Raw genomic sequence first — 24,965 nt, forward strand, 5'->3', positions numbered from 1 at the left:
CAGTCCCCTAGAAGGTGCTTTCGGGGATGATGATCACATCACCCGGCTGCAGCAGTACATTGGCCTTGCTGTCGCCCCGCTTGAGCAGATCCGTCAGGCGCAGCGCATATTCGCGCTGGCGGCCAAGCTGCTTGTCGAAGCGGATCAGCTTGGCGCGATTGCCGGCGGCGAACTCGGACAGGCCGCCGACCGCGATCATCGCGTCGAGCACGGTCATGTTCGCGCGGTAGGGCAGCGAGGCCGGCTGCGCCGTGGCGCCGACAATGCGGATCTGCTGGCTGAAGGTCCCGGCAAATTCGTTGACGATGACCGAGACCAGCGGATCCTCGATATACTGGCTGAGTTGGAGGCGGATATCCTCCTCGAGCATCGATGGTGTCTTGCCCACCGCCGGCATGTCCTTGACCAGCGGGATGGTGATGCGGCCATCGGGGCGCACCTGGATCTTTTCCGCACCCAGTTCGGGATTGCGCCAGACATGGATGGTCAGCTGGTCGAGCGGACCGATCACATATTCCTCGCCCGGGCCTTCCTGCATGGCGACGAAAGTCGCGGGGGAAGCTCGGTGTTGCCGCCGGCGGCACAGCCCGCCAGCATCAGCATGGGTGCGGCGCATCCGGCAAAAAGCAAGCTTGGTCGGTTCAAACGCATGTATCTATCCCGGCATCTGTCCACGGCCGTTTCGGACGCCGATTGCGCCCGTTGGCCCCTGTTTGGGAAGACTATTGCCCAAGAAAGGTGAACATACAGTTAGCCATAGCGCCCGGGAACCGCAGAAACCGCAGGATTCGCGGGCCTTACCCCGCCACGTTCACACCAGCATTTCAGCCGCCGGCCCCTGTCCGAGGAAGGCGCTGGGTGACGCGCTCGCGCCATAGGCACCCGCGCAGAACACCGCGACCAGATCGCCCACCTCGGCGCGGGGCAGATGCGCCTTGTCCGCAAGCCGGTCGAGCGGGGTGCACAGGCAGCCGACCACATTGGCGGTTTCTTCCGGTTCGGCGGCGAAGCGGCTGGCGATCGCCACCGGGTAATTGCGCCGGACCACCGTGCCGAAATTGCCCGAGGCCGCCAGCTGGTGATGCAGGCCGCCATCGGTAATCAGATAGGTTTCGCCGTAGCTGTCCTTGCGATCGACGATACGTGTGAGATAAACCCCAGCTTCGCCAACGAGATAGCGGCCGAGTTCAAGAAAGAGTTCAGCATCGGCCAGCGTCTCGGGCAGGTGCGCGAAGCGGTCGTGCAGGGCGGCCCCTACGGCAGCTATGTCCAGCGGCTCGTCACCCGGGAAATAGGGAATGCCGAAGCCGCCCCCCATGTTGAGCTTGGGCAGCTTGACCCCCGCCTCGCCCGCCAGGCGATCGGCGCAGTCGAGCACTTTCGCCTGCATGTCGATCACCGCTTCGGCCGACAGTGCCTGGCTGCCGGTAAAGATATGCAATCCGCGAAATTCGCAGCCTGCCGCAATGATCCGCGCGATCAGTGCCGGCACCCGTTCGGCATCGATCCCGAATGGCTTGGGGCCGCCGCCCATCTTCATCCCCGATCCCTTGAGTTCGAAATCGGGATTGACGCGGATCGCCATCCGCGGCGTCTTGCCGAGCCGCGCTGCGATACCCAGCGCGCGGTCGGCCTCGGCCTCGCTTTCGAGGTTGAGCGTGACGCCTGCGGCAATAGCCGCTTCCAGTTCGCTGTCGCGCTTGCCCGGCCCGGCGAAACTCACCCGCGTCAGGTCGAAACCCATTGCCCGGACCATTTCCAGCTCGCCGCCCGATGCGATATCGAGCCCGTCCGCTAGCGTCGAGACATGGTCAAGAACCGGCGCGAAACTGTTGGCCTTGATTGCATAATTGATCTTGATCCGGTCGGGCATCGCCGCGCGCAGATCGGCAAGGCGGTGCGTTATCAAATCCTTCGAATAGACGAACAGCGGGGTCCGCCCCGCTGCCTCCACCCAATGACTGGCGGGCTTGCCGCCGATGGCCAGCTCGCCGCCGATCGCGGTATAGCCCGCGGGAATGGGTCCCAGCGGCTTCATGCGCCGATCTCCGCGGCGATCGCGGTCCGGTCGAGTTTGCCGTTGGGATTGAGCGGCAGCGTGTCGCGCCAATGGATCACGTGCGGTTGCATGAAATTGGGCAGTTCCTTCTGCAGGGCCTTGCGAAGGCCGTTTTCGGGGTCGTCCGAGCCTACGGCAGGACGCACGACGAGATGGATCGCGTGACCGAGGCGTTCGTCCTGGACCCCGAGCGCGACCGCTTCGGCCACCAAGCCGCTCGCCACGGCAGCGCTCTCGATCTCCTGCGGACTGATACGGTTCCCCGCGCTCTTGATCATCGCATCGCGCCGTCCGACGAAATGGAGCAGCCCGTCCGCATCGCGCAAGACCCGGTCGCCCGACCAGACGGCCGTGCCGCCATATTCGGACATCGCCGGGGCCGGCTTGAAGCGTTCGGCTGTACGCTCGGCATCCTGCCAGTACCCCTGCGCCACCAGCGGTCCGCAGTGCACCAGTTCGCCTTCCTGACCCGGTCCGGCCAGCGAACCACTGTCGGCCATCACCAGTATCTCGGCGAAGGGAATGGCCCGGCCCATCGACGTCGGATGGGTATCGACCAGCGCCGGATCGAGATAGGTCGAACGGAATGCCTCGGTCAGGCCATACATCGGAAAAAGTTGTGATTGCGGGAACATGCCGCGCAAATTTCGTACGAGGTCGAGCGTCAGCGCGCCGCCGGAATTGGTCAGCCGCCGCATGCTCCCGATCGCCTCCGCAGGCCATTCGACGTCGGTCAGTTGCAGCCACAGGGGCGGCACCGCAGCGAGCGTCGTCACCGCATGCCGGGCGCAGGCTTTCGCCACATCGCGCGGGAAGAGATAATCGAGCGGGACCACGCAGCCCCCCGCATACCAGGTCGATAGCAGCTGGCTCTGGCCGTAATCGAAACTCAGCGGGAGCACCGCCAGCGTCACGTCGTCCTCCGCCATGCCGAGGTAATGCGCCACGCTGACCGCGCCCAGCCACATATTCGCATGGCTCAGCATGACGCCCTTGGGCCGGCCGGTCGAACCGCTGGTGTAGAGGATGGCCGCCAAGGCGTCCGGATCGTGCGCGGATGGCCCTGCATGGTCGCCCTGCGCTTCGGCCAGCGCGAAGACATCGGCTTCGTCGATCGGCGAACACGCTGGCGGCAGGTCCGCGTCCTCCAGCGTGGCCAACCGTGCCCTGGTCCCCATCAGCAACACCGCGCCGCTGTCAACAAGGATATGCGCGACCTGCGCGCGCTTGAGCAACGGGTTGATCGGGACGTGCACCACGCCCGCGCGGGCCGCGGCGAGCGGCAGCAGGCAGGTCAATTCCCCCTTCGCCGCCCAGCTGGCGACACGCGCGCCCGCCGGCACACGGCCCGCGAGCCAGCCTGCAAGCAGGCCCACTCGCTTTCTCAGCTCGGCATGGGTAAGCGTACGCTCGCGCAGAACGAGCGCAGGCGCATCGTCTCGCCCGCGCTCGGCCAGTCGATCGAGCGGCTGCGGCGTGGGATCAGGCATTAACGCTCCTGAGTGAGGGAAATCCGGTGGACATCGCGGTCAGCTATCACGAGAGCCTTACCAAACTGCAAGCGCTGGATTGGCCGCAGGACGGTCCTTTCGACAGGCTGGAGTGGTTCGGCCTGCTCGGCCCCGTGCTGGCCGCCATGGCCGAGCGCGGGGATGAGCGCGTGCTGCTGCCGCTGCGGCGCGAACATGAACACCTCGCCAGCCTGACCTACTGGTTCAGCTTCAGCTGGCGCCCGCTGGGCCGTTCGCAAGCCCTGCTCACCGCCCTCGCCCGCGACCTGCGGCGACAGGCCGGCCGCATCGTGCTTGCCCCCGTTCCCGGCGAGGACGGCAGTGCGGACGCGCTCGATCAGGCGTTCCGCGAGGCCGGCTGGCTGGTCTTTCGCAGCGCATGCGATGAAAACCACGTGCTCCCGGTCGAAGGCCGCAGCTTTGCCGAATACTGGGCCGCGCGCCCGGGCAAGATGCGGACCACGCTCAAGCGCAAGGCGCGCAAGGTCGAGGTGAAGATCCTCACCCGGTTCGACGAGGCGGCCTGGGCCGACTATCAAGCGGTCTATGCACAAAGCTGGAAGCCGCGGGAGGAACGCGCGGATATCCTCGAGGCGTTTGCCCGCGCGGAAGGCGCTGCCGGCCGGATCCGGCTGGGGCTCGCCTATGCCGCTGGCGAGCCGGTCGCGGCGCAGTTCTGGACGGTGGAAGGCGGTACCGCCTATATCCACAAGCTGGCGCATATCGAGGCGGCCAAACCGCTTTCGGCGGGGACGACGCTGAGCGCGGCGCTGTTCGAGCGGGTTATCGATACGGATGGCGTGTCGCTGGTCGATTTCGGTACCGGCGCTGATGCCTACAAGCGCGACTGGATGGAAGCGAACCGGCCGCGCTACCGGCTCGATTGTCTCGACTGGCGCCAACCGCGGGCCTGGCCGGCCATCGCCAGGGCTTGGGTCCGCCACCTTGCACCGCACAATAGGCCCAGCTAAGGGCAGCGCCTCCAAACCAGGGCCAAAGGCAGGGGAAGCCGAGGAAATGAACGCCGAAACCGCACACGCCGCACCGACCGGGCCGAGCCGCAGCGACATCGACCAGACGCTGCGCGCGATCCTGCGCGACGTTCTCGGCCTCGACCAGGCGCAGGTCGACGGCTTCGATGGCGATACCGGGCTGTTCGGCCACCTTCCCGAACTCGACTCGATGGCCGTCGCGGGCCTGCTTACCGAAATGGAAGACCGGCTCGACATCGTCATCGAAGACGAGGACGTCGATGGCGAAATGCTCGAAACCTACAGCGGCCTGCTGGCTTTCGCCGAAGCCAAGGTCGTCGAAAGCTGACCGCGCACATGTATGTCACATGGCCTTGCCCGCTGCCGGACGGCACGTCGGGCGAGGAAATGGCGCTGTGCTTCGAACAACGGCGGTCCCGGCGCTTGCTGGTGATTCCCCCGCTGTTCGATGAAGCCAACAAGTTCCGCCATCAATTCTCTGAAATCATGCGCAGACTCGATGAAGGCGGCGTGGATTGTTTCCTCCCCGACCTGCCCGGCTGCAACGAAAGCATGGCGCCGCTACAGGCGCAGACGCTCGCCGGCTGGCGGCAGGCGGTCGGAGCAGCTGCCGCGCATTTCGGTGCCGCGCATGTCCTTGCGATGCGTTCGGGCTGCTGGCTGGTGCCCGATGACATGCCCGCCGCGCTCCATGCTCCTGCAAAGCCTGCACAGGTCCTGCGCAACATGCTGCGCGCACGGGTGCTGGCCGCAAAGGAAACCGGGCATCCGGAAACCGCCGAGGCACTGCTCGACGATGCGCGGTCGAACGGCATCGTGCTCGCGGGCTGGCAGCTCGGCGCCGAGCTGGTCGGCGAACTGGAAACGGCAGTTTACGATCCTTCGCCGCGGCACCGGGTCGTCGAACAGGCCGAGCTTGGCGGGCGGCCGCTGTGGCTGCGCGCCGAAAACGATTTCGATGCCGCGCAGGCCGACACGCTCGCGGCGATCGTGATGGCAGAAATGGCCGACCGATGAGCAGGTTGCATCTTACCTTCGAATGCCGCGAGCAGCGCTGCGGTGCCACGCTGGACAGCGCCCCGGGTACCACCGGGCTGCTGATCGTCAGCGGGGGCAACGAGATACGCGCGGGCGCGTTCAACGGCCAGTCGCAGCTTGCCGCCTCGATCGCGCGCGCCGGTTTCCCGGTGTTCCGCTTCGACCGGCGCGGGATCGGCGACAGTGAGGGCATCAATCGCGGGTTCCGCCGCTCGGGCCGCGATATCGCGGCCGCGCTGCTCGCCTTCCGCGCAATCGCTCCGCAGGTCCAGCGCGTGGTGGCATTCGGCAATTGCGATGCTGCCAGCGCCCTCATGCTGGCCGGGGGCGCGGAATGCGATGCCCTGGTCCTCAGCAACCCGTGGACGATTGACGAAAGCGAAGACAGCACCCCGCCGCCCGCGGCCATCCGTTCGCGCTATGCACAAAAACTCAAGAACCCGCAGGAACTTGCCCGGCTCCTTTCAGGCGGTGTCGACCTAAAGAAACTGTCGCGCGGGATGGTCAAGGCGATGCGCCCGCGCAGCACCCCCTCGTCGCTCGCCGACCAGATGAAGAGTGGGCTCGACGGCTTTGGCGGGCCGGTCCGCTTCCTGCTCGCCGAAGCCGATCGCACTGCGCAAGTCTTTGCCGAGCGCTGGGATGCAGACGATGACCGGATCGCGCGGTGCCCGGGGGCGGATCACGCCTTTTCGGATGGCGAAGCGCGCGCCTGGCTGCGCGCCCGCCTGCTCGAAACGCTGCGTGCCTACCGGGTGAAGTAGCTCGACAGCTCGACATGCGTCGACCAGCGGAACTGGCCCACGGGACGTAGCTTTTCGAGCCTGAACCCCGCCTCGACCAGCGTCCTCGCATCGCGCGCCCAGCTGGCAGGGTTGCAGCTGACATATGCCACGCGCGTGGCATCGCTGGCAGCAATCTGCGCCACTTGGTCGCGCGCACCCGCGCGCGGCGGATCGAGCAGGATCGCGCCGAAGCGCCCGGCTTCCTCGGGCTGCAAGGGATTGCGGAACAGGTCGCGGTGCAGCGCGAGCACGGGCACACCGCGGATGTTGGCTGCGGCCTTGCACGCCAGATGCGCGTCGCGCGCGGCCTCGACCGCCAGCACCTTGCGCGGCCCCGCCAGCGCGAACGCAAAGGTCCCGAGACCCGAAAACAGATCCGCAATCGTCGTCGCCCCGTTGAGGAAGGCGCGTGCATCGCCGACCAGCACGCCCTCCCCATCCTTGGTGGGCTGCAGGAAACTGCCCTGCGGGAAGGGCACCGGGAACGAGCCGAGCGTGACCGTCAGCGGCTGCGGTTCCCACACGGTCTCGGGGCCGAAACCGCGATCGAGCGAGAGCCGGGCGAGCGCATTGGCGCGCGCGAAATCGAGCAGCGCCTCGGTCGCCGCGAGGCCATCCGCCTCGATCCCCTTGAGCGTGCAGTCCACGCCTTCGTCGACCAGCGTGAGTTCGATATCGACCGGCTGGCGTGCCCCATGTTCGGCAACCAGCGAACGCAGCGGCCCCACCAGTGCGAAAAGCTCGGGAACGAGGATATGGCATTCGCGCATGTCGACGATGCGATGCGCCCCGCCTTCGCGAAAACCGAGCACTGCACCCCGAGCGGTGCGCAGCGCGTGCAGCGTCGCGCGGCGCCGCGAATTGGCTGGCGAGAGATGCGTCGGCAGCACCTCGCCGATGGCAATGCCCTGCCCTTCGGCGGCATGGACGACCCGGTCGGTAACGAACTGGCGCAGCGCGGTTTCATCGGCCTGCTGCAACTGGCAGCCGCCGCATTCCGGGAAATGGCTGCACGGGGGCGTGACATGATGCGGCCCGGCAACCAGCGTCCCATCGGCGGCAACCGCGTCGCCGGGTACAGCGCCCGCGACGTGGCGGCCCGATGCCGTGATGCCGTCACCGCGGGCGGCGATCCGTTCGATGATCTCGCTGTCGCTCACAGGAATGTCTCCATTGCGGTCCGGACCGCCCGGGCCAGCTCGCCGGCAGTAAAGGCAGGGCCCGCGCGCCGCGCCGCTTCGTGATGCAACCACACCGCTTCTTCGCCAGCGCGGCGCGTATTGCCGTGTACCGCGAGCCGCGAAGCGAAGATGCCGGCAAGGACGTCGCCGGTGCCCGCGACCGAAAGCCAGCTGGACCCGCGCGGGAAGAATGACGTCATGCCGCCAGCCACGAGTATCGTGTCTGCGCCCTTGGCCAGCACGGTTATCCCGGTGACGTCATGAAGCCGCCGTGCGCGGTCGAGCTTGCACTCCGCCGTGACGCCGAACGCCTCGCACAGCGCCGCCAGTTCGCCTTCATGCGGGGTAACGCACAGATTCGAAGCATCGGCCTCCGCCAGTAGCTTCGCATCGAGCAGATGCAGCGCGTCGGCGTCGAGCACCGCCGGCAGCCCCCGGCCGAGGACCGCCGCGAGCCTTGAACGGGCAGCGCCGTCGCGTCCCAGCCCGGGGCCGACCAGGAGCGCCGCGATCCTCTCATCCGCAATGGCCCCGGCGAAATCCCCCTGCTCGATCACCAGTTCGGCGGGGGCATCGGGATGCGCGTGTTCGCTGAGCAATTTCACATAGCCCGCCCCCGCGCGCATTGCCGCCTCGGACGACAGCAACGGTGCGCCGGGCATCGCGCCCGCGACGATCGCGAGCAGGCCCCGCCGGTATTTGTGGGCATCGGCGGCCGGAGCGCCGAGATGCGGCGGCGCGGCAAACGCCGCCGTTCCGCCCCCGGTCTCTATCCCGATCGGAACACGTCGCAGGGCCCCCATCCGGGCAACCGCCGGCATCAATGCATGCGCCTGTTTCCATGCCCCGAGCGCCAGCGTGAGATCGTAGCGGGGGAGCGGTCCGAGCACCCGGCCGCTGTCGCTTTCGACCGCGCTGGGTACGTCGATTGCGATACGATAACAGTCATTTGCCTTTAGATCTTCGAGCAGTTCGGCAAAAGGGCCCTCGACTGTGCGGGAAAGCCCGTAGCCGAACAGGCAATCAACCACCACGGGGTGCTGCGGCCGGGCCGCTTCGCTCACGGGACCCTCGTAATGCGCCCGCCCGGTGCGCGCCGCAGTGCTGGAGGGTTCGCGCGGCGCGATCACCTCGACCGCATAGCCTGCGCCAAGCAGGCATTGCGCAATAACATAGCCGTCGCCGCCATTGTTGCCCGGCCCGCACAGCACCGTCACGCCGCGCCCGGCAGCGGCGCGCATGACCCACAGCGCCGCGCCGCGACCGGCGCGTTGCATCAGTTCCCATTCGCTGGTCCCGGCATCCACTGCGGCACGCTCGGCGGCGCGCATCTGCTCGACCGTTAACACGGGCTCACTCATCGGCCGGGTTCCTTCCAGCGGTAGCGGTCGTCGCCGATCATCAGGACAATGTCGCCCCCCTCGCGCTTGCTCGTCGCGATCTGCGACCCGTCGGATTCGGCGAGGCCGGCGGGGGTGTCCGCAGGCACCAGCGTCCGGAAACCGCCATCGGGATGCCGCATGACATACACCGCGCCTGTGCCCTCGCCTCTCTGGACCAGGCGGCATTCGCTGGCAAAGTCGCTCGCGCCGCCGAGCGCGCAGGCGACGCTGGTGCCGCCCTCGCTCTCGATCCCGGGGGATACATCGCAGGCGGCCAGCGCCAGCGCCGCCAGCGGCGCGCATGAGAGGGATCTTGGTTTGACCATCCGCCGCCGCTGCCACGCGCGCGGCCGCGGGGCAAGTGTCAGCGCTTTTTCAGCTGCCCGACATCGCGGATGGCCCCGCGTGCGGCGCTGGTGGTCATGGCGGCATAGGCCTCGAGTGCGGGCGAGACGCGCCGGTCGCGCGGCTTGACCGGCTGCCACCCGCGCTCTTCCATCGCGGCGCGCCGCTCCGCCAGCACGTCGTCGGGCACGGCCAGGGTGATCGTACGCTGGGGAATCGAGATTTCGATCAGATCGCCCTCTTCGACCAAGCCGATGGTCCCACCCTCGGCGGCTTCGGGCGAGACATGGCCGATCGACAGCCCCGATGTGCCGCCCGAAAAGCGTCCGTCGGTCAGCAGCGCGCAGCCTGCGCCGAGCCCCTTCGACTTGAGGTAGCTGGTCGGATAGAGCATTTCCTGCATGCCCGGCCCGCCGCGCGGCCCTTCGTAGCGGATCACCACCACGTCGCCTTCGACCACCTGCCCGGTGAGGATCGCGGTGACCGCATCGTCCTGGCTTTCGTAAACCTTCGCCGGACCCGAGAAGTTCAGAATGCTCTCGTCGACACCCGCCGTCTTCACGATGCACCCGTCGCGCGCGATATTGCCGTAAAGCACTGCCAGTCCGCCATCCTTGCTGAAGGCGTGCTCGGCACTGCGGATCACCCCGTTTTCGCGGTCGAGATCAAGTTCGGGCCAGCGGTTGGACTGGCTGAAGGCGGTCTGCGTCGGCACCCCGCCCGGCGCGGCGGCAAAGAAATTGCGCACCGTGTTGTTCTGTGTGCGGCCGATATCCCAATCGTCCAGCGCATCGGCCATGGTCGGGCTGTGGACGGTCGGCAGCGCGGTGTGGAGCAGCCCCGCCTTCTCGAGTTCGCCGAGGATCGCCATGATGCCGCCGGCGCGGTGCACGTCTTCCATGTGGACATCGTCCTTGGCAGGCGCGACCTTCGACAGGCAGGGCACCTGGCGGCTTAACCGGTCGATGTCCTTCATGGTGAAATCGACCCCGGCTTCATGCGCGGCGGCCAGCAAGTGCAGCACGGTGTTGGTCGACCCGCCCATGGCGATATCGAGGCTCATCGCGTTTTCGAACGCCTCGAAGCTGGCGATGGTGCGCGGCAGGACGCTTGCGTCGTCTTCCTCGTAATAGCGCTTGGCGAGCGCCACCACGAGCCGTCCCGCGCGTTCGAACAACCCCTGCCTGTCGGCATGCGTCGCCAGCGTGGACCCGTTGCCGGGCAGCGAAAGGCCGAGCGCTTCGGTCAGGCAGTTCATAGAATTGGCAGTAAACATGCCGCTGCACGATCCGCAGGTCGGGCAGGCGTTCTGCTCGATCGCGGTCACTTCCTCGTCGGTGTAGCTCTCATCCGCCGCCGCGACCATCGCATCGACCAGGTCGAGCGCGACTTCCTTGCCCTTCACCACGACCTTGCCCGCTTCCATCGGCCCGCCCGAGACGAACACGCTCGGGATGTTGAGCCGCATCGAGGCCATCAGCATGCCCGGCGTAATCTTGTCGCAGTTCGAGATGCAGACCATCGCATCGGCGCAATGCGCATTGACCATATATTCGACGCTATCGGCAATCAGGTCGCGGCTGGGCAGCGAATAGAGCATGCCGTCATGCCCCATGGCGATGCCGTCATCGACCGCGATGGTGTTGAATTCCTTGGCCACGCCGCCCGCGGCCTCGATCTCGCGCGCGACCAGCTGGCCGAGGTCCTTGAGGTGGACATGGCCCGGGACGAACTGCGTGAAGCTGTTCACGACCGCGATGATCGGCTTGCCGAAATCGCCGTCCTTCATGCCCGTGGCGCGCCACAATCCGCGCGCGCCGGCCATGTTGCGGCCGTGGGTGGTGGTGCGGGAACGATAGGCAGGCATGATATTGGTCCGGTCGGCTTCGGGGAGGAGGACAGACTAGAGGATCGCGGGTGCGGGTCGAAGCGGAAAATCTTTACGCGAAGCTAGATGCGGGATTTGCGCGCTGGGGTCCGGAGGAACCTTCGGGCCCGCATCCGCCGCGTCGCCCCTGCGGAGGCAGTAGCCCAGATGCCCTTCGTTCTTTAACGCCGCGTCAGCTGGATCCCTTCCTTCGCGGGGATGACGGGAAAGCGGAAGGAAACCTGTCTTCGCGTCTGGGGTGCGATATCGACGCTCCGCAAACCGCGAGCGACGAAGCGCCTCCTCAGACCTCGAGCGCGACGCGGCCCATCACATCGGCCAGCAGCGTCGCCCAGCGCGCCTGTCCAGCGGCGGTGCCGATCTGGTCCTGGCGGATTTCGACCGTGCAATAGGGGATGCCCTGCGCCTCGGCGTGGCGGTCCATCGTCGCATTGAGCTGCTTGCCGGAATAGGGCTGGTTGTCGCCCACATTGAGGCCCTGCTCGCCGAACAGGCGGATCGCATGCCGCGCCGCGCGGTCGTCCTGGTTGTAAAGCAGCGCGACTTCCCACGGGCGCTGTTCGTCGCTGGTCGCCATTTTCGGCGTGAAGCTGTGCAGCGCCAGGATCAGGCGCGGCTGGGCCCGCGCGATCAGTTCGGCCAGCGCGGCATGATACGGACGGTGGAACCGGTCCAGCCGGGCTTCGACATTGGAGCCGATATTGCCGGGGATCAGCGTCCCGTCGCTCTCGCTCGGCACCGCTGCGGGATCGTCCTCGCGCCGATGCAGGTCGCACACGAGGCGGCTGACCGTGGCGATATGCGCGGGCATGCCGTGGCGCCGGGCCAACCGGTCGGCAATGCCCTCGACGCCGATATCGACCGCGATATGCACGTCGAGCAAGGCCGGGTCGATGCCCAGCTCTATGTCTTCCGGGACGTGGTTGGAGGCGTGGTCGGCGACGCACAGCAGCCCTCCCGGACGCAGGTCGTCAGCCGCGACCTGGCGGTAGGGGAGGTTGTCGATCATCATCGCAGGAGCCCTTTCATCTGCCACCAGCCCGTGTGGAGCTTGCCGATCTGCGAAGCTGCCGCGTCACGCGCCGCGACGCTTTCGTAGAGCGCAAAACACGTCGCGCCCGAGCCCGACATACGGGCGAGGATGGGCGATGTTCCGCCCAATTCCGCCAGCACCCCGGCGATCTGCGGACATAGCGAAATTGCCGGCCCCTCGAGGTCGTTGCGGCCCGCGATTGCCACGCTCCGCGCATCCCCGGCAGGCAGTGCGCCGCGGTCCTGGCCATCCCAGTGTCCGAACACCGGACCGGTGGCGAGCGGGAGGCGCGGATTGACCAGCAACACCGGGGTGCCGGCAAGGCTGTCGTCCGCCGCCTCCAGCTCGGTTCCGGTCCCCCGGCCGACACAGGTGCGGCTCTCGACGCAGGCGGGCACATCGGCGCCGAGCGCGGCGGCGCGCGCGTGCCAGTCCTCGGGCAGGCCGAAGCGCGCCTGCACCATGCGGAAGACCGCGCCGGCATCGGCCGATCCGCCCCCCAACCCCGCCGCGACGGGCAGGTTCTTCTCAAGCGTAACCGCCAGCCCATCGGCGCGCGGGAGCTTGCCCAGCGCCTTGGCGACGAGGTTGTCGAACGGATCGTCGAGCCCGCCGGCGAATTCACCGAAGACGGTGACGCTGTCCTGAGCCGCACTGCGCGCCGTCAGCACATCGCCCGTATCGACGAAAGCGAACAGCGTCTCGAGCTCATGATAGCCATCCTCGCGCCGCCTGCGGACATGCAGCGCGAGGTTGATCTTGGCGTAGGCGGTCTCAGCAATGGCCACCCGCAGGCTCCCACGTCATTGCGAGCGAAGCGAAGCAATCCAGGGCGCTGCCGTGGATTGCCGCGTCGCTTCGCTCCTCGCAATGACAGAGCAAGCGACGCCGGCGATCACATATTCGGGTAGTTCGGGCCGCCCCCGCCTTCAGGCGTGGTCCATTCGATGTTCTGGTTCGGATCCTTGATGTCGCAGGTCTTGCAGTGGATGCAGTTCTGCGAGTTGATCTGGAACTTCATCTCGCCCGTGTCCTCGTCGGCAAGCCATTCGTAGACGCCAGCGGGGCAATAGCGGTTCGACGGGCCGTCGTATTCGGCCAGTTCGCTGGTCTTCTGCAGCTCCCAGTCGCACACCTTCAGATGGACCGGCTGGTCCTCGGCGTGGTTGGTGTAGCTGAAGGCGACATTGGTCAGCTTGTCGAAGCTCAGCTTCCCGTCGGGCTTGGGATAGGCGATCTTCTGATGCAGGTCGGCGCGCTGCAGCATCTCGTGGTCGCGGTGGTGCTTCATCGTGATCGGCAGGCCGATCTTGAGCGTGCGCATCCACATGTCGATGCCCGCCAGCACCGTGCCGAGGTCTTCGCCCCACTTGGCCACCGCGGGCTGCGCGTTCTTCACCATCTTGAGCTCTTCGGCAATCCAGCTCGACCGGACCGCGTCGTCATAATCCATCAGCTCGCTATGTTCCGCGCCGCCGCCAATCGCCGCAGCGATGCTCTCGGCCGCCAGCATCCCGCTCTTCATCGCGGTGTGGCTGCCCTTGATCCGCGGGACGTTGACGAAGCCCGCAGCGCAGCCGATCAGCGCGCCGCCGGGGAACGCCAGCTTGGGGACCGACTGCCAGCCGCCCTCGTTGATGACGCGGCCGCCATAGGCGACGCGCTTGCCGCCTTCGAGGATCGCCGCGATCGCCGGATGGTGCTTCCAGCGCTGGAATTCCTGGTAAGGCGAAACGTAGGGGTTCCTGTAATCGAGCGCGGTGACGAAGCCGAGCGCGACCTGGCCATTGGCCTGGTGGTAGAGGAACCCGCCGCCCCAGGTGCCGCTCTCGCTCAGCGGCCAGCCCTGCGTGTGAATCACGCGGCCGGGCTCGTGCTTGGCGGGATCGATATCCCACAGTTCCTTGATGCCGAGGCCGTAGACCTGCGGCTCGCAATTGGCCTCGAGGTCGTATTTCGCCTTCATCTTCTTGGTCAGATTGCCGCGCGCACCCTCGGCGAAGAGCGTGTATTTCGCGTGGATCTCCATCCCCGGTTGGTAATCGCCCTTCTGCGAGCCATCTTCGGCGATGCCCATGTCCTGCGTTACCACGCCGGTAACCGCGCCCTGCTCGTCGAACAGCACTTCGGCAGCGGGGAAGCCGGGGAAGACCATCACGCCCAGGCCCTCGGCCTGTTCGCCCAGCCAGCGCGCCAGATTGCCCAGCGAACCGGTGTAATTGCCGTGATTGCCCATGAAGGGGGGAAGAAGGAATTCGGGCAGGTCGGACTGGCCGGTTTCGGACAGCACCCAGTGGTGGTTCTCGGTCACCGGGGTTTCCGCCATCGGGCAGTCCATGTCGCGCCATTCGGGCAGCAGTTCGTCCAATGCCCGGGGGTCGACCACGGCGCCCGACAGGATGTGCGCACCGATTTCGCTGCCCTTCTCGAGCACCACGACCTCGAGGTCCTCGTTGATCTGCTTCAACCGGATTGCCGCTGCCAGGCCGGCGACACCGCCGCCGATGATGACGACGTCGCAGGGCATCGATTCGCGTTCGCTCATGACTCTCTCTTTTCGTCGCGTAACTTGTGAGAGTGCCTTGATTGGTGGCGCTATTGAGGTCAAGACCTGCGGACCGAGGAATGATGCACGCCGATCCCCTGAACACACGCGATTTCACCGCGCTGGAGAGCCTCGAAGGCGCGCTCGACTGGTGGCGCGAGGCCGGGGTCGATGCCGATTTCGCGGATGAGGCGAGCGGCTGGCTGGTCGAGCCCGAGAGCGAGAATGCCGTAGCGGCCCCGCCCCCGCCCGCCCCGCCGCCGATCCAGCGCAAGACCGCACTCGAACGCGCGCTCGAACAGCCCGGCGCCCCCTCGCTCGCAATCGACCCCGCAGCCCTGCCCGCCACGCTCGAAAAATTTCGCGAATGGTGGATGACCGACACCGCACTGGCCGAGGGCGCGCTCGACCGCCGCGTGCCGCCGCGCGGGGTCGCCGGAGCCCGGCTGATGATTGTCCTGCCGCAGCCGTTCGACGACGATGGCGATGGCCTGCTGACCGGCGGCGCCGCCCCTTCTGCGCGGCCATGCTGCGCGCAATGGGGATCGCCGAGCACGAGGTCTATTTCGCCAGCGCGCTGCCCGCGCCGATGGCCATGCCCGAATGGGACCGACTGGCTGCGGCCGGGCTGGGCCAGGTCCTGCGACACCACATCGCGCTCGCCGCGCCGCAGCGAGTCCTGCTTTGCGGCCGCGCGCAGCTCGCGCTGTTCGGCATCGCGCCCGAACAGGCGCGAGAGCCGTTGTCGGTCGATTGCAACGGCTCGCCCCATGCGCTGCTGGCCGCACCCGACCTGCGCAATCTCGCCCGCTCGGCCGTGCGCCGGGAGAATTTCTGGAACCGCTGGCTGGACTGGACCCGATGATCCTACGCCCCCTCGCCGCCGCTGCTCTAGCGGCATCCGCGCTCGCCTCGGCCGCGCCCGTGATGGGCCAGGGCAACAGCGTCGACTATTTTACCCGCTCGCACGCCGCCGCTCTGCCGCAGCTGCTGTCGGCTGACGAGCGCGGCTATTACGCATCGCTGTTCGCCGCGATCGAGGCGCGCAACTGGGACCGGGTCGAAGTCATGCTTGCCGGCCGCAGCGAAGGGCCGCTGCATGGCGCCGCGCTGGCGGCCTATTACCTGCACCCCGAAAGCCCGCGGGTCGAACTGCCGCGGATCGAGGCCTGGCTGGCGCGCTATGCGCAGCTGCCGCAGGCCGAGGCGATGGTCCGGCTGGGGCAGACGCGCGGGCTGGAAAATCCGCCGCGCCTACCCGGCGCACGCGATCTCGTCCGCCAGCCGGGGTCGAGCAAGCGCATCCGCCCCGGCACGATCAACGACGGGACCATGCCCGCCAGCGTGCGGGCCGCAATCCTCGAGCATATCACCAATGACGATCCCGACGGCGCCCGGCTGCTGCTCGACGGGGTCGATGCCACGCTGAGCCCGCAGGCGCGCGCCGAATGGCGCTACCGCGTCGCGTGGAGCTATTATATCGAGAACCAGGATGCGCAGGCCTGGGTACTGGCGGATACCGTGCGCGACAATGGCAGCGGCCCGTGGGTCGCCGAGGGCGACTGGGCCGCAGGGCTCGCGGCATGGCGGCTGGGCGATTGCGACAAGGCGGCCGAGGCGTTCCAGCGCAGCGCCGCCGTATCGACCAATCCCAACCTCACTGCCGCTGCGCATTACTGGGCCAGCCGCGCCCTGATCCGCTGCCGCTTCCCCGAAAAATCCGACGAACAATTGCGCGGCGCGGCGCGCTTCCCCGAAACGCTCTATGGCATGCTCGCGTATGAGCAACTGGGCCGCGAATTGCCCGAAACGCACGCCCAGCCCGACCTGACCGAAGCCGACTGGCGGCGGCTGCGCGATGAAGATGCGGTCCAGCAGGCAGTCATGCTCGCCGAAATCGGGCGGCGCGACGAGGCGGCGGACGATCTGGTCTGGCTGGTTCGCACGGGTGATCCCGACGATTACCCCGCGCTGTCGCGGCTGGCGCGCGCACTCGGGCTGACCGGCGCGCAGACCTTCATGGCCTATAACGCGCCGCGCGGCGAAGGCGCGCATCCCAGCCTGCGCTACCCCGTCACCTTCCGCACCCCGGTGGGTGGCTGGCGCGTCGACCCGGCGCTTGCTTTCGCGCATGCGCTGCAGGAATCGAATTTCCGCGAACGCGTAGTTAGCCCCGCGGGCGCGATCGGGCTGATGCAGATCATGCCGATCACGCAGCGCGAATATGCCGCCTCGATCAACATGAGCAGCGATGCCGATCTCAAGGACCCCGCGGTCAATCTCGCCTTCGGCCAGCGCACGCTCGAATCGCTTTCGACCGCGGGCTATACGCAGGGGCGGCTGCCCAAGATCATGGCGGCCTACAATGCCGGTCCCTCGCCCGTGGCGCGCTGGGAAAGCGAAATCCGCGATGCGGGCGACCCGCTACTCTACATGGAAAGCATCCCCTATTGGGAAACGCGCGGCTATGTCGCGGTGGTTATGCGCAATTACTGGATGTATTTGCGGCAGGCCGATGCCCCCGCGCCCAGCCGGATCGACCTGGCCGAGAACGACTGGCCGCAATTCCCGAAGGTGCGCTGATGCCGATCGATGAGAGCCGCCCGTTCCAGCCGGTGCGTATTGCGCTGCTGACCGTCTCCGACACGCGCACGCTGGCCGACGACAGCTCGGGCGACATCCTCGCCGCGCGCATCGCCGATGCCGGGCACGAACTCGCCGCGCGCGAGATCAGCCGCGACAGCAAGAACGAGATCGCCGCACACCTGCACCGCTGGATCGACGATGAAATGGTCGATTGCGTGATCACCACCGGCGGCACCGGGCTCACCGGGCGCGACGTCACGCCTGAAGCACTCGACCGCGTGAAGGACAAGGACATTCCCGGCTTCGGCGAGCTGTTCCGCTGGCTCAGCTACGAAACGATCGGCGTCAGCACCATCCAGAGCCGCGCCTGCGCCGTGCTTGCGCGCGGCACCTATATCTTCGCATTGCCCGGATCGAACGGCGCGGTGAAGGACGGCTGGGACAAGATCCTCCACCACCAGCTCGACAGCCGGTTCCGCCCCTGCAATTTCGTCGAACTGATGCCGCGGCTCAGGGAACGATAGGCACCAAGTATCCTCCCCGTTCTGCGTCCGCCAAATGGGAGATGGCTGAGGCTAGCAGCCGCAACCAGAGGGGCACGGGCCCGACCAGGACGCTTCGAACCCCATCCACCCCCGTCACCCCCGCGAAGGCGGGGGTCCCGCTAACCTTGGGGATGCCAAACAGCAGCGGGATCCCCGCCTTCGCGGGGATGACGGAATAATAGTAAGAGCGCGGTAGGTTGCCGCGCTAGCCCGCTGCCGCCCACCAATTCCGACTGGCGCACCACTCGTGTTCTATATATGTTCTCACATATGGAACGACGACTCGCCCCTGCTATATCAGGCCGCGGCGCACAGGGCGCGTCGGTGCCTACGCGCTTCGGCCTCGCCACGCGCGACGAAGACGGCGACTGGCGCGATCATATGGAGCAGCTCGCCGTACTGGAGGGCGATGCTCCGCCCAAACTGCGCACCGAAGTGACCGAGGAATTCCCCAAGACCATCCTCAGCTTCAACCAGTCGCCCGACGTGCCCTTCGACCGCTCGGTCAACGCCTATCGTGGCTGCGAACATGGCTGCGTCTATTGCTTTGCGCGCCCCACGCATGCCTATCACGATCTCTCGCCCGGGCTCGATTTCGAAACCAGACTGTTCGCGAAGCCCAATGCGGCCGAGCTGCTGCGTGCCACGCTGGCCAAGCCCAAATACCGCCCGCGCCCGCTGGCGATGGGGACCAATACCGATCCCTACCAGCCGATCGAGGCGCGCTACCGGATCACGCGGCAGGTGCTCGAAGTGTGCCTCGACGCGCGCCATCCGGTTACGATCACCACCAAGTCCGACCGCGTGCTCGCCGATCTCGACCTGCTGGCCGAGCTGGCCGAGCGGCGGCTGGTGGCGGTGGCGATCTCGGTCACTTCGCTCGACCCGAAACTATCGGGCAAGCTCGAACCGCGCGCGGCGGCCCCGGCCAAGCGGCTGCAGGCGCTGGGGAGGCTGGCCGCGGCGGGGGTCCCGACGCATTGCTCGGTCTCGCCGATCATTCCCGCGATTACCGACGAGTTCATGGAGGAGATCGTCCAGCGCGCGGCCGCGCTCGGGGTCGACAGCGTCGGCTGGATCCCGCTGCGCCTGCCGCACGAGGTCGCCCCGCTGTTCCGCGAATGGCTGTCGGTCCATTATCCCGAGCGCGGCGACAAGGTGATGAGCATCGTCCGTTCGATCCGCGGCGGACGCGACAACGATCCCGATTTCAACACCCGCATGAAGCCCAGCGGCGTGTGGGCCGACCTCTTCCGCGCGCGCTTCCGCCTTGCCTGCAAGCGCGCCGGAATGGGCAAGGCGAAGTTCGAGCTGGATTGCACGCAGTTCAGGCCGCCCACGTTGGGCGGTCAGATGCGGTTGCTATGACATTTTCCCCGATCCGCGGAGGCTAGAACCCCTCGCCCGCCTCGCCTGGCGTGAAGCGCATCAGGCGGCTGTCGACCAGCGCGGCGGTGCGGTTGACCACTGCCTGCTGGTATTCGGGATCCTTGATCATTTCGAAGAAGGCGCCGGCATTGGGATAGTGCGCAATGAAGCCGTCGTGCCAGCGCTTGGCATCGGGGCCGGTGACCATGGTCTGGAACGCACCGCGCCAGACCATGGTGCCACCCACGCGGCGGAAGATCGGGCCGCTGGTCTTGCCGTATTCCTCATAGGCGCGCCGCCCGCTCCAGCCCTTGCCGACGTGTTCGTGACCTTCCGGATATTCCGCCTGCTCGCGATATTCGAGCAGGTTGAGCATGTGGATCGGCTCGTCGCGCGGCAGGTCCTTGAACGCCTGGAAGTTCGCGGGGCTCGGATCGATATAGCTGCTGGCCATGGTCAGATCTCCAGCGCGTAGTCGCTGAACCGGTCGCGCAGATCCTTCTTGCTGATCTTGCCCGTCGCGGTGTGCGGGATGTCGTCGACGAATTCGACCGCATCGGGCAGCCACCACTTGGCGACCTTGTCGGACAGGAAATTGATCACCTCTTCCGCGGTGACTTCCTTGCCTTCCTGCTTGACCACGAACAGCACCGGCCGTTCGTCCCACTTGGGATGCATCATGCCGATCGCGGCGGCTTCGGCGACCGCCGGGTGGCCCACCGCGGCGTTTTCGAGTTCGACCGAGCTGATCCATTCGCCGCCCGACTTGATCACGTCCTTGGTCCGGTCGGTGATCTGCATCGTGCCGTCGGGATGCAGGATCGCCACGTCGCCGGTGTTGAACCAGCCGTCCGCATCGATCGCGTCTTCCTCGGCCTTGAAATAGCGCTTCACCACCCAAGGCCCGCGGATATGCAGCGCGCCCGAGCTTTCACCATCGCGCGGCAGTACCTTGGTCGGATCATCGAGATCCACCGTCCGCAGTTCCACGCCGAAGATCGGGCGACCCTGCTTCATCGTCTTCTCGACCTTCTGGTCGAAGGTCAGCTGGTCCCAGTCGGCCGTGGGGCCGCCAACGGTGCCGATCGGCGAGGTCTCGGTCATCCCCCAGGCATGCTGGACGCGGGTGCCGTTCTTCATCAGCCGTTCGATCATGAAGCGCGGTGCGGCCGAACCCCCGATAGTCGCCGCGCGCAGCTTGGGCAGTTCGAGATTGTTGGCGTCGCAATACTGGAAATGCGCCAGCCACACCGTGGGCACGCCTGCGGAATCGGTGACCTTTTCGGTCTTCATCACCTCGTCGAGCACCGCCGGGTCGTTGACCGCGCTGAAGACGAACTTGATCCCCGCCATCGCCCCGGCATAGGGCAGGCCCCAGCTGGCCGCGTGGAACATCGGCACCACCGGGAGCATCACCGAGGACGCGGTAAAGTTGAAGGTCGACGGCTGCAGTCCGGCCAGCGCATGCAGCAGCGTCGAGCGATGCTCGTACTGCACGCCCTTGGGATTGCCCGTGGTGCCGCTGGTATAGCAGATCATGCAGGGATCGCGCTCGTCGCCATCGACCCATTCGAAATCGCCGTCCTGCTCGCCGATCCAGTCTTCGAAGCTGGTGGTGTGCTCGCCGCTGTCGAAGCAGATGTAATGCTCGACCGTGGGCCATTTGTCGCGCATCTTGTCCACGATCGGCTGGAACGCCGCATCGTAGATCATCACCTTGTCCTCGGCGTGATTGACGATGTATTCGAGCTGGTCCTCGAACAGGCGCGGATTGCAGGTGTGCAGCACGCCGCCCATCCCCGCGACGCCGAACCAGCTGACCAGGTGGCGCGCGTGGTTCATGGCGAGGCTGGCAACCTTGTCGCCCTTGCCGAGGCCCAGCGCCTGCAGCGCCTGGCTCATCTTCTTCGCATCCTGGCGTACGCCCGCCCAGTCGGTGCGGGTCTCGCTGCCATCCGCCCAGCGGGTGACGATTTCACGGTTCGGGGCTTCCCGGGCTGCGTGGTCAATCACATGCGAGATCCGCATGCTCCAGTCCTGCATCGCGCCAAGCGACATATGTATTCCTCTCACCCAATCAGGTCCCAGATCAAGCGACGAGGCGCAGGTTTGCCTTCCCTCGTCGCGCGGTTAACTGCACCTTGGCAAGGCCGGGCACGCTTGCCAAGCGTTCGGCGAGCTCGCCGTCGATAGAAAATGTTCGGCCCAGCCGCACGACAGGCGGGGTGGGGTCGCCGGTGAGCAGCGTTGCGACCGCCTCGTCGCCCCCCTGCCCGCTCTCGCCCAGCGCCAGCGCCAGCTGGGTCACCGCCTCGACACTCTCGACCTCCAGCGTCAGCAGCATCGCCATGCTCCCGCGCACCGCGTCGAGCGGGACCGCCCCGCGCACGGTGATCCGCGGCGGTTCGTCGGGGCTCGGGCTGTCGAGTTCGACATCGAGCTTCACGCAGGTGCCATTCCTGGCCCATTCGAGGAACTTCTCGACCAGCCCCTCTTCGAAACAGGCGGCGCTGAACTGGCCGGAGGCGTCGGAGAAATCGGCGCGGATGAAGGGCTTGCCGCGCTTGGTCGTGCCCTTGCTGGCGCCTTCGACCTGCACCGCCATCACCGCGCCCATGCGGCCGCCACCGGGCACGCCGCCGGACATCAGCGAGGCGTGCGAACGGGCCCCCTGTGCGCTGGCGATCTCGCGATAGGCAGCGGTCGCATGCTGCTTGAAGGAGAAGCCCATGTTCTCCTTCTCGCGGGCGCGCGCTTCGCTGAGCGACCAATCTTCCGCGTCCTTCAATCGCAGATCGTCATCGACCGCAGCGTCCTCGCCGCCGAACAGGCCCGCCTGCCCGCTCGAGCGCTCGCGCTCGGCCGCGTCGGCCACCGCCAAGAGCATGTCCGCATTGGCCATCAGCTTGGCGCGGTTTGCTTCGAATTCGTCGAGCGCGCCCGCGCTGATCAAGGCCTCGAGCTGGCGCGAATTCATCGAGCCCTTGGGCAGGCGTTCGAACAGGTCCTTGAGGCTTTCGAACCGACCCGCCGCCTCGCGTTCCTCGACGATCGCTTCCATCGCGCGTTCGCCGACATTACGGATCCCCGCCAGCGCATAGCGCACGGCGTAACCATCGTCGGTCTGCTCGACGGTATATTCCGCCTCCGAATGATTGAGCGAGGGCGGCAGCACCGTGATCCCTCCGCGGCGCGCATCGTCGACGAAGACCGCCAGCTTTTCGGACTGGTGCATGTCGAAACACATCGAGGCAGCGTAGAATTCTTCCGGGTAATGCGCCTTGAGCCACGCGGTCTGGTAGGCGAGCAGCGCATAGGCGGCGGCGTGCGACTTGTTGAAACCGTAACCGGCGAACTTGTCGATCAAATCGAACAGCGCATTGGCCTCGGCTTTCTCGATCCCGCTGACTTCCTTGCACCCGGTGACGAAGCGTTCGCGCTGGATGTCCATTTCGGCCTGGACCTTCTTGCCCATCGCGCGGCGCAGCAAATCGGCGTCGCCGAGTGAATAGCCGGCAAGGATCTGCGCCGCCTGCATCACCTGTTCCTGGTAGACGAAGATGCCGTAGGTCTCCGCCAGGATGCCTTCGAGCTTGGCATGCGGAAACTCGATCGCGACCTCGCCCGCCTTGCGCTTGCCGAACAGCGGGATGTTGTCCATCGGGCCCGGGCGGTAGAGCGAGACGAGCGCGATGATGTCGCCGAAATTGGTCGGCTTCACCGCTGTCAGCGTGCGCCGCATGCCTTCCGATTCGAGCTGGAACACGCCCACCGTGTTGCCCGCCTTCATCAATTCGTAGACCTTGGGATCGTCGAGCGGCAGCTGCGACAGGTCGATGTCGATCTCGCGCCGCTTGAGCAGGTCGACCGCCTTCTTGAGCACCGACAGCGTCTTGAGCCCGAGGAAGTCGAACTTGACCAGTCCCGAGCTCTCGACATTCTTCATGTCGTACTGCGTCACCGGCATGTCCGAGCGCGGATCGCGGTAGAGCGGCACGAGCTTGGCCAGCGGCCGGTCGCCGATCACCACCCCCGCCGCATGGGTCGAACTGTTGCGCGGGAAGCCTTCGAGCTGCATTGCCAAATCGACGAGGCGCTTCACCTCGTTGTCATTGTCGTATTCGTTCTTGAAATCGGCCGCGCCATTGAGCGCGCGCGGCAGCGTCCAGGGGTCGGTCGGGTGATTGGGCACCATCTTGCACAGCCGGTCGACATGGCCGTAGCTCATCTGCAGGATGCGCCCCGTATCGCGCAGCACCGCGCGCGCCTTGAGCTTGCCGAAGGTAATGATCTGCGCGACGTGGTCGTGGCCGTATTTCTGCTGGACGTAACGGATCACCTCGCCGCGGCGGGTTTCGCAGAAGTCGATATCGAAGTCGGGCATCGAGACGCGTTCGGGATTGAGGAAGCGTTCGAACAGCAGGCCGAGCTGGATCGGGTCGAGATCGGTGATCGTCAGCGCCCAGGCGACGAGGCTGCCCGCGCCCGAACCACGCCCCGGTCCCACGGGAATATCGTGGTCCTTGGCCCATTTGATGAAGTCGGCAACGATCAGGAAGTAGCCCGGGAAGCCCATCTGGTTGATGATGTCGACCTCGAACTGCAGCCGGTCGAAATAGACCTTGCGTTCCTCCTCGCTCATCTCGCCATAGGGTTCTAGCCGGGCCTCCAGCCCCTTGCGCGCATCTTCCTCCAGCGCGCGCGCCTCGCCTTCGAGGTCGCCAGCGAGGCTGGGCAGGATCGGCTTGCGATAGGGCGGCGCATAGGCGCAGCGCTGCGCCACCACCACGGTGTTTTGCACCGCTTCGGGCAGGTCGGCGAAGGCCTCCTCCATCATGTGGTAGGTCTTCACATAGCTTTCGGGGTTCGACCGCGCGCGTTCCTCCGCATCGACATGCGTCGAGCCGGCAATGCACAGCATCGCGTCATGCGCCTTGTGCATGTGCGGCTCGGCGAAATTGGCGGGATTGGTCGCCACCAGCGGCAGGTCGCGTGCATAGGCGAGATCGACCAGCGCGGCTTCGGCGCGCTCCTCGACCGGATCGCCGCGCCGCGCCAGTTCGATGTAGAGCCGGTCGGGGAACAGCGCCTGCAGGCGGTCGAGCAGGGCCTCGGCATGGCTCTGCTCGCCTTCGGCAAGCAGCCGCGTGACCGCACCTTCGCTTGCACCGGTGAAGGCGATCAAGCCGTCGGTACGGCCATCGAGGTCGCCGATCCGGACGTGCGGTTCGAATTCGAGCGGGCGTTCGAGATGCGCCTTCGACACGAGGTGGCACAGATTGTCATACCCCGCCTCGTCCTGCGCGTAGAGCGGCAGGTAATCGACCTGCTTGCCTTCCGCCCCTTCGTCGCGGCTCGGGCGCGCCACGCCCAGCAGTGTGCCGATGAGCGGCTGGATGCCTTCGGCCTTGCAGGCATTGGCGAACATGACCGCGCCGTAGAGCCCGTTGCGATCGGCAATCGCGACAGCCGGAAAGCCCCGCTCCTTGGCCAGCTTGGCCATCGCCTTTGGATCGATCGCCCCTTCCAGCATGGTATAGGCCGACAGGATACGGAACGGGACGAAGGGCTTGAACGACATGCGTCCCAATATGCGGCGCGGGAGGGGATTCGCCAACCCGCGCGCGTCGCGCTTTCCTCCGTTCCGTCATCCCGGCGAAGGCAGGGATCTCGATAACGGAAACGATGCGCCGGAGGCTAGATCACC

Annotated in this window: 21 protein-coding genes and 1 pseudogene; 8 read left to right on the forward strand and 14 right to left on the reverse strand. The window is 66.6% G+C overall.

Annotated features, from left to right (window positions below; genetic code table 11):
• Window positions 1-7 precede the first annotated feature (7 nt).
• The 3 genes and pseudogenes from WKH79_RS04480 to WKH79_RS04490 form a co-directional block, all read right to left on the reverse strand.
• Window positions 8-603, reverse strand: a pseudogene (locus WKH79_RS04480) (XrtA/PEP-CTERM system exopolysaccharide export protein).
• 208 nt (window positions 604-811) lie between these two features.
• On the reverse strand, window positions 812-2,038 hold the full coding sequence (locus WKH79_RS04485; protein WP_341859727.1) for a pyridoxal-dependent decarboxylase, exosortase A system-associated: 1,227 nt from the start codon (window positions 2,036-2,038) through the stop codon (window positions 812-814).
• On the reverse strand, window positions 2,035-3,549 hold the full coding sequence (locus WKH79_RS04490; protein ID WP_341859728.1) for an acyl-CoA ligase (AMP-forming), exosortase A system-associated: 1,515 nt from the start codon (window positions 3,547-3,549) through the stop codon (window positions 2,035-2,037). The genes WKH79_RS04485 and WKH79_RS04490 overlap by 4 nt, the downstream gene beginning before the upstream one ends.
• A gap of 26 nt (window positions 3,550-3,575) precedes the next feature.
• Here WKH79_RS04490 and WKH79_RS04495 point away from each other — a divergent pair, with 26 nt between their 5' ends.
• From WKH79_RS04495 to WKH79_RS04510, 4 genes are read left to right on the forward strand one after another with little or no spacing between them, the layout of a single operon-like run.
• Window positions 3,576-4,541, forward strand: a complete 966-nt coding sequence (locus WKH79_RS04495) for a GNAT family N-acetyltransferase (protein WP_341859729.1) — start codon at window positions 3,576-3,578, stop codon at window positions 4,539-4,541.
• 46 nt (window positions 4,542-4,587) lie between these two features.
• Window positions 4,588-4,890, forward strand: coding sequence for an acyl carrier protein (locus tag WKH79_RS04500; RefSeq protein WP_050601193.1), 303 nt, complete (start codon window positions 4,588-4,590; stop codon window positions 4,888-4,890).
• A gap of 8 nt (window positions 4,891-4,898) precedes the next feature.
• Entirely contained in the window at window positions 4,899-5,579 is a 681-nt protein-coding gene (locus WKH79_RS04505; protein ID WP_341859730.1) for a hypothetical protein, read from the forward strand.
• On the forward strand, window positions 5,576-6,364 hold the full coding sequence (locus WKH79_RS04510; protein ID WP_341859731.1) for a hydrolase 1, exosortase A system-associated: 789 nt from the start codon (window positions 5,576-5,578) through the stop codon (window positions 6,362-6,364). Before WKH79_RS04505 ends, WKH79_RS04510 begins: the two co-directional genes overlap by 4 nt.
• On the opposite strand, the gene WKH79_RS04515 is transcribed toward WKH79_RS04510, so the two are convergent.
• The 8 genes from WKH79_RS04515 to WKH79_RS04550 all read right to left on the reverse strand — a co-directional run bounded on the left by WKH79_RS04515 (window position 6,349) and on the right by WKH79_RS04550 (window position 15,298).
• A complete protein-coding gene (locus WKH79_RS04515) occupies window positions 6,349-7,545 on the reverse strand; it encodes a class I SAM-dependent RNA methyltransferase (protein ID WP_341859732.1) in 1,197 nt (398 codons plus the stop codon). The two genes, WKH79_RS04510 and WKH79_RS04515, sit on opposite strands and share 16 nt — an antisense overlap.
• Entirely contained in the window at window positions 7,542-8,927 is a 1,386-nt protein-coding gene (locus tag WKH79_RS04520; RefSeq protein WP_341859733.1) for an NAD(P)H-hydrate epimerase, read from the reverse strand. The genes WKH79_RS04515 and WKH79_RS04520 overlap by 4 nt, the downstream gene beginning before the upstream one ends.
• Window positions 8,924-9,274 (reverse strand): hypothetical protein, encoded by a 351-nt coding sequence (locus WKH79_RS04525; RefSeq protein WP_341859734.1) that lies wholly within the window; start codon window positions 9,272-9,274, stop codon window positions 8,924-8,926. The genes WKH79_RS04520 and WKH79_RS04525 overlap by 4 nt, the downstream gene beginning before the upstream one ends.
• Before the next feature lie 38 nt (window positions 9,275-9,312).
• On the reverse strand, window positions 9,313-11,160 hold the full coding sequence (gene ilvD / locus WKH79_RS04530) for a dihydroxy-acid dehydratase (protein WP_341859735.1): 1,848 nt from the start codon (window positions 11,158-11,160) through the stop codon (window positions 9,313-9,315).
• Between the two features lie 304 nt (window positions 11,161-11,464).
• A complete protein-coding gene (locus WKH79_RS04535) occupies window positions 11,465-12,190 on the reverse strand; it encodes an N-formylglutamate amidohydrolase (protein WP_341859736.1) in 726 nt (241 codons plus the stop codon).
• Window positions 12,190-13,002, reverse strand: coding sequence for a 4-(cytidine 5'-diphospho)-2-C-methyl-D-erythritol kinase (locus tag WKH79_RS04540; RefSeq protein ID WP_341859737.1), 813 nt, complete (start codon window positions 13,000-13,002; stop codon window positions 12,190-12,192). The genes WKH79_RS04535 and WKH79_RS04540 overlap by 1 nt, the downstream gene beginning before the upstream one ends.
• A gap of 107 nt (window positions 13,003-13,109) precedes the next feature.
• A complete protein-coding gene (locus tag WKH79_RS04545; RefSeq protein WP_341859738.1) occupies window positions 13,110-14,759 on the reverse strand; it encodes an electron transfer flavoprotein-ubiquinone oxidoreductase in 1,650 nt (549 codons plus the stop codon).
• 59 nt (window positions 14,760-14,818) lie between these two features.
• Window positions 14,819-15,298 carry a hypothetical protein gene (locus tag WKH79_RS04550; protein ID WP_341859739.1) on the reverse strand — a complete coding sequence of 160 codons (480 nt, stop codon included), beginning with the start codon at window positions 15,296-15,298 and terminating at the stop codon, window positions 14,819-14,821.
• Between WKH79_RS04550 and WKH79_RS04555 the strand changes: the two genes are divergently transcribed.
• From WKH79_RS04555 to WKH79_RS04570, 4 genes are all read left to right on the forward strand, one after another.
• Window positions 15,286-15,624 (forward strand): hypothetical protein, encoded by a 339-nt coding sequence (locus tag WKH79_RS04555; protein ID WP_341859740.1) that lies wholly within the window; start codon window positions 15,286-15,288, stop codon window positions 15,622-15,624. The genes WKH79_RS04550 and WKH79_RS04555 overlap by 13 nt on opposite strands.
• Window positions 15,621-17,342 (forward strand): lytic transglycosylase domain-containing protein, encoded by a 1,722-nt coding sequence (locus tag WKH79_RS04560; protein WP_341859741.1) that lies wholly within the window; start codon window positions 15,621-15,623, stop codon window positions 17,340-17,342. The genes WKH79_RS04555 and WKH79_RS04560 overlap by 4 nt, the downstream gene beginning before the upstream one ends.
• Entirely contained in the window at window positions 17,342-17,869 is a 528-nt protein-coding gene (gene moaB / locus WKH79_RS04565) for a molybdenum cofactor biosynthesis protein B (protein WP_063511111.1), read from the forward strand. The genes WKH79_RS04560 and moaB overlap by 1 nt, the downstream gene beginning before the upstream one ends.
• Before the next feature lie 291 nt (window positions 17,870-18,160).
• Window positions 18,161-19,258, forward strand: a complete 1,098-nt coding sequence (locus WKH79_RS04570) for a PA0069 family radical SAM protein (RefSeq protein WP_341859742.1) — start codon at window positions 18,161-18,163, stop codon at window positions 19,256-19,258.
• A gap of 22 nt (window positions 19,259-19,280) precedes the next feature.
• Here WKH79_RS04570 and WKH79_RS04575 read toward each other — a convergent pair whose 3' ends face one another.
• Genes WKH79_RS04575 through dnaE form a run of 3 tightly spaced genes read right to left on the reverse strand, consistent with a single transcriptional unit; the run spans window position 19,281 to window position 24,839 of the window.
• Window positions 19,281-19,712: a DUF1330 domain-containing protein gene (locus tag WKH79_RS04575; RefSeq protein WP_063506299.1), complete on the reverse strand. Its 432-nt coding sequence runs from the start codon at window positions 19,710-19,712 to the stop codon at window positions 19,281-19,283.
• A gap of 2 nt (window positions 19,713-19,714) precedes the next feature.
• Complete coding sequence (locus WKH79_RS04580; RefSeq protein WP_341859743.1) at window positions 19,715-21,316, reverse strand: long-chain fatty acid--CoA ligase; 1,602 nt, start codon at window positions 21,314-21,316, stop codon at window positions 19,715-19,717.
• 31 nt (window positions 21,317-21,347) lie between these two features.
• Window positions 21,348-24,839, reverse strand: a complete 3,492-nt coding sequence (dnaE, locus tag WKH79_RS04585; RefSeq protein WP_341859744.1) for a DNA polymerase III subunit alpha — start codon at window positions 24,837-24,839, stop codon at window positions 21,348-21,350.
• Window positions 24,840-24,965 lie beyond the last annotated feature (126 nt).

This window comes from Qipengyuania sp. GPGPB31, assembly GCF_038396345.1.
GTDB classification, from domain to species: domain Bacteria; phylum Pseudomonadota; class Alphaproteobacteria; order Sphingomonadales; family Sphingomonadaceae; genus Qipengyuania; species Qipengyuania citrea.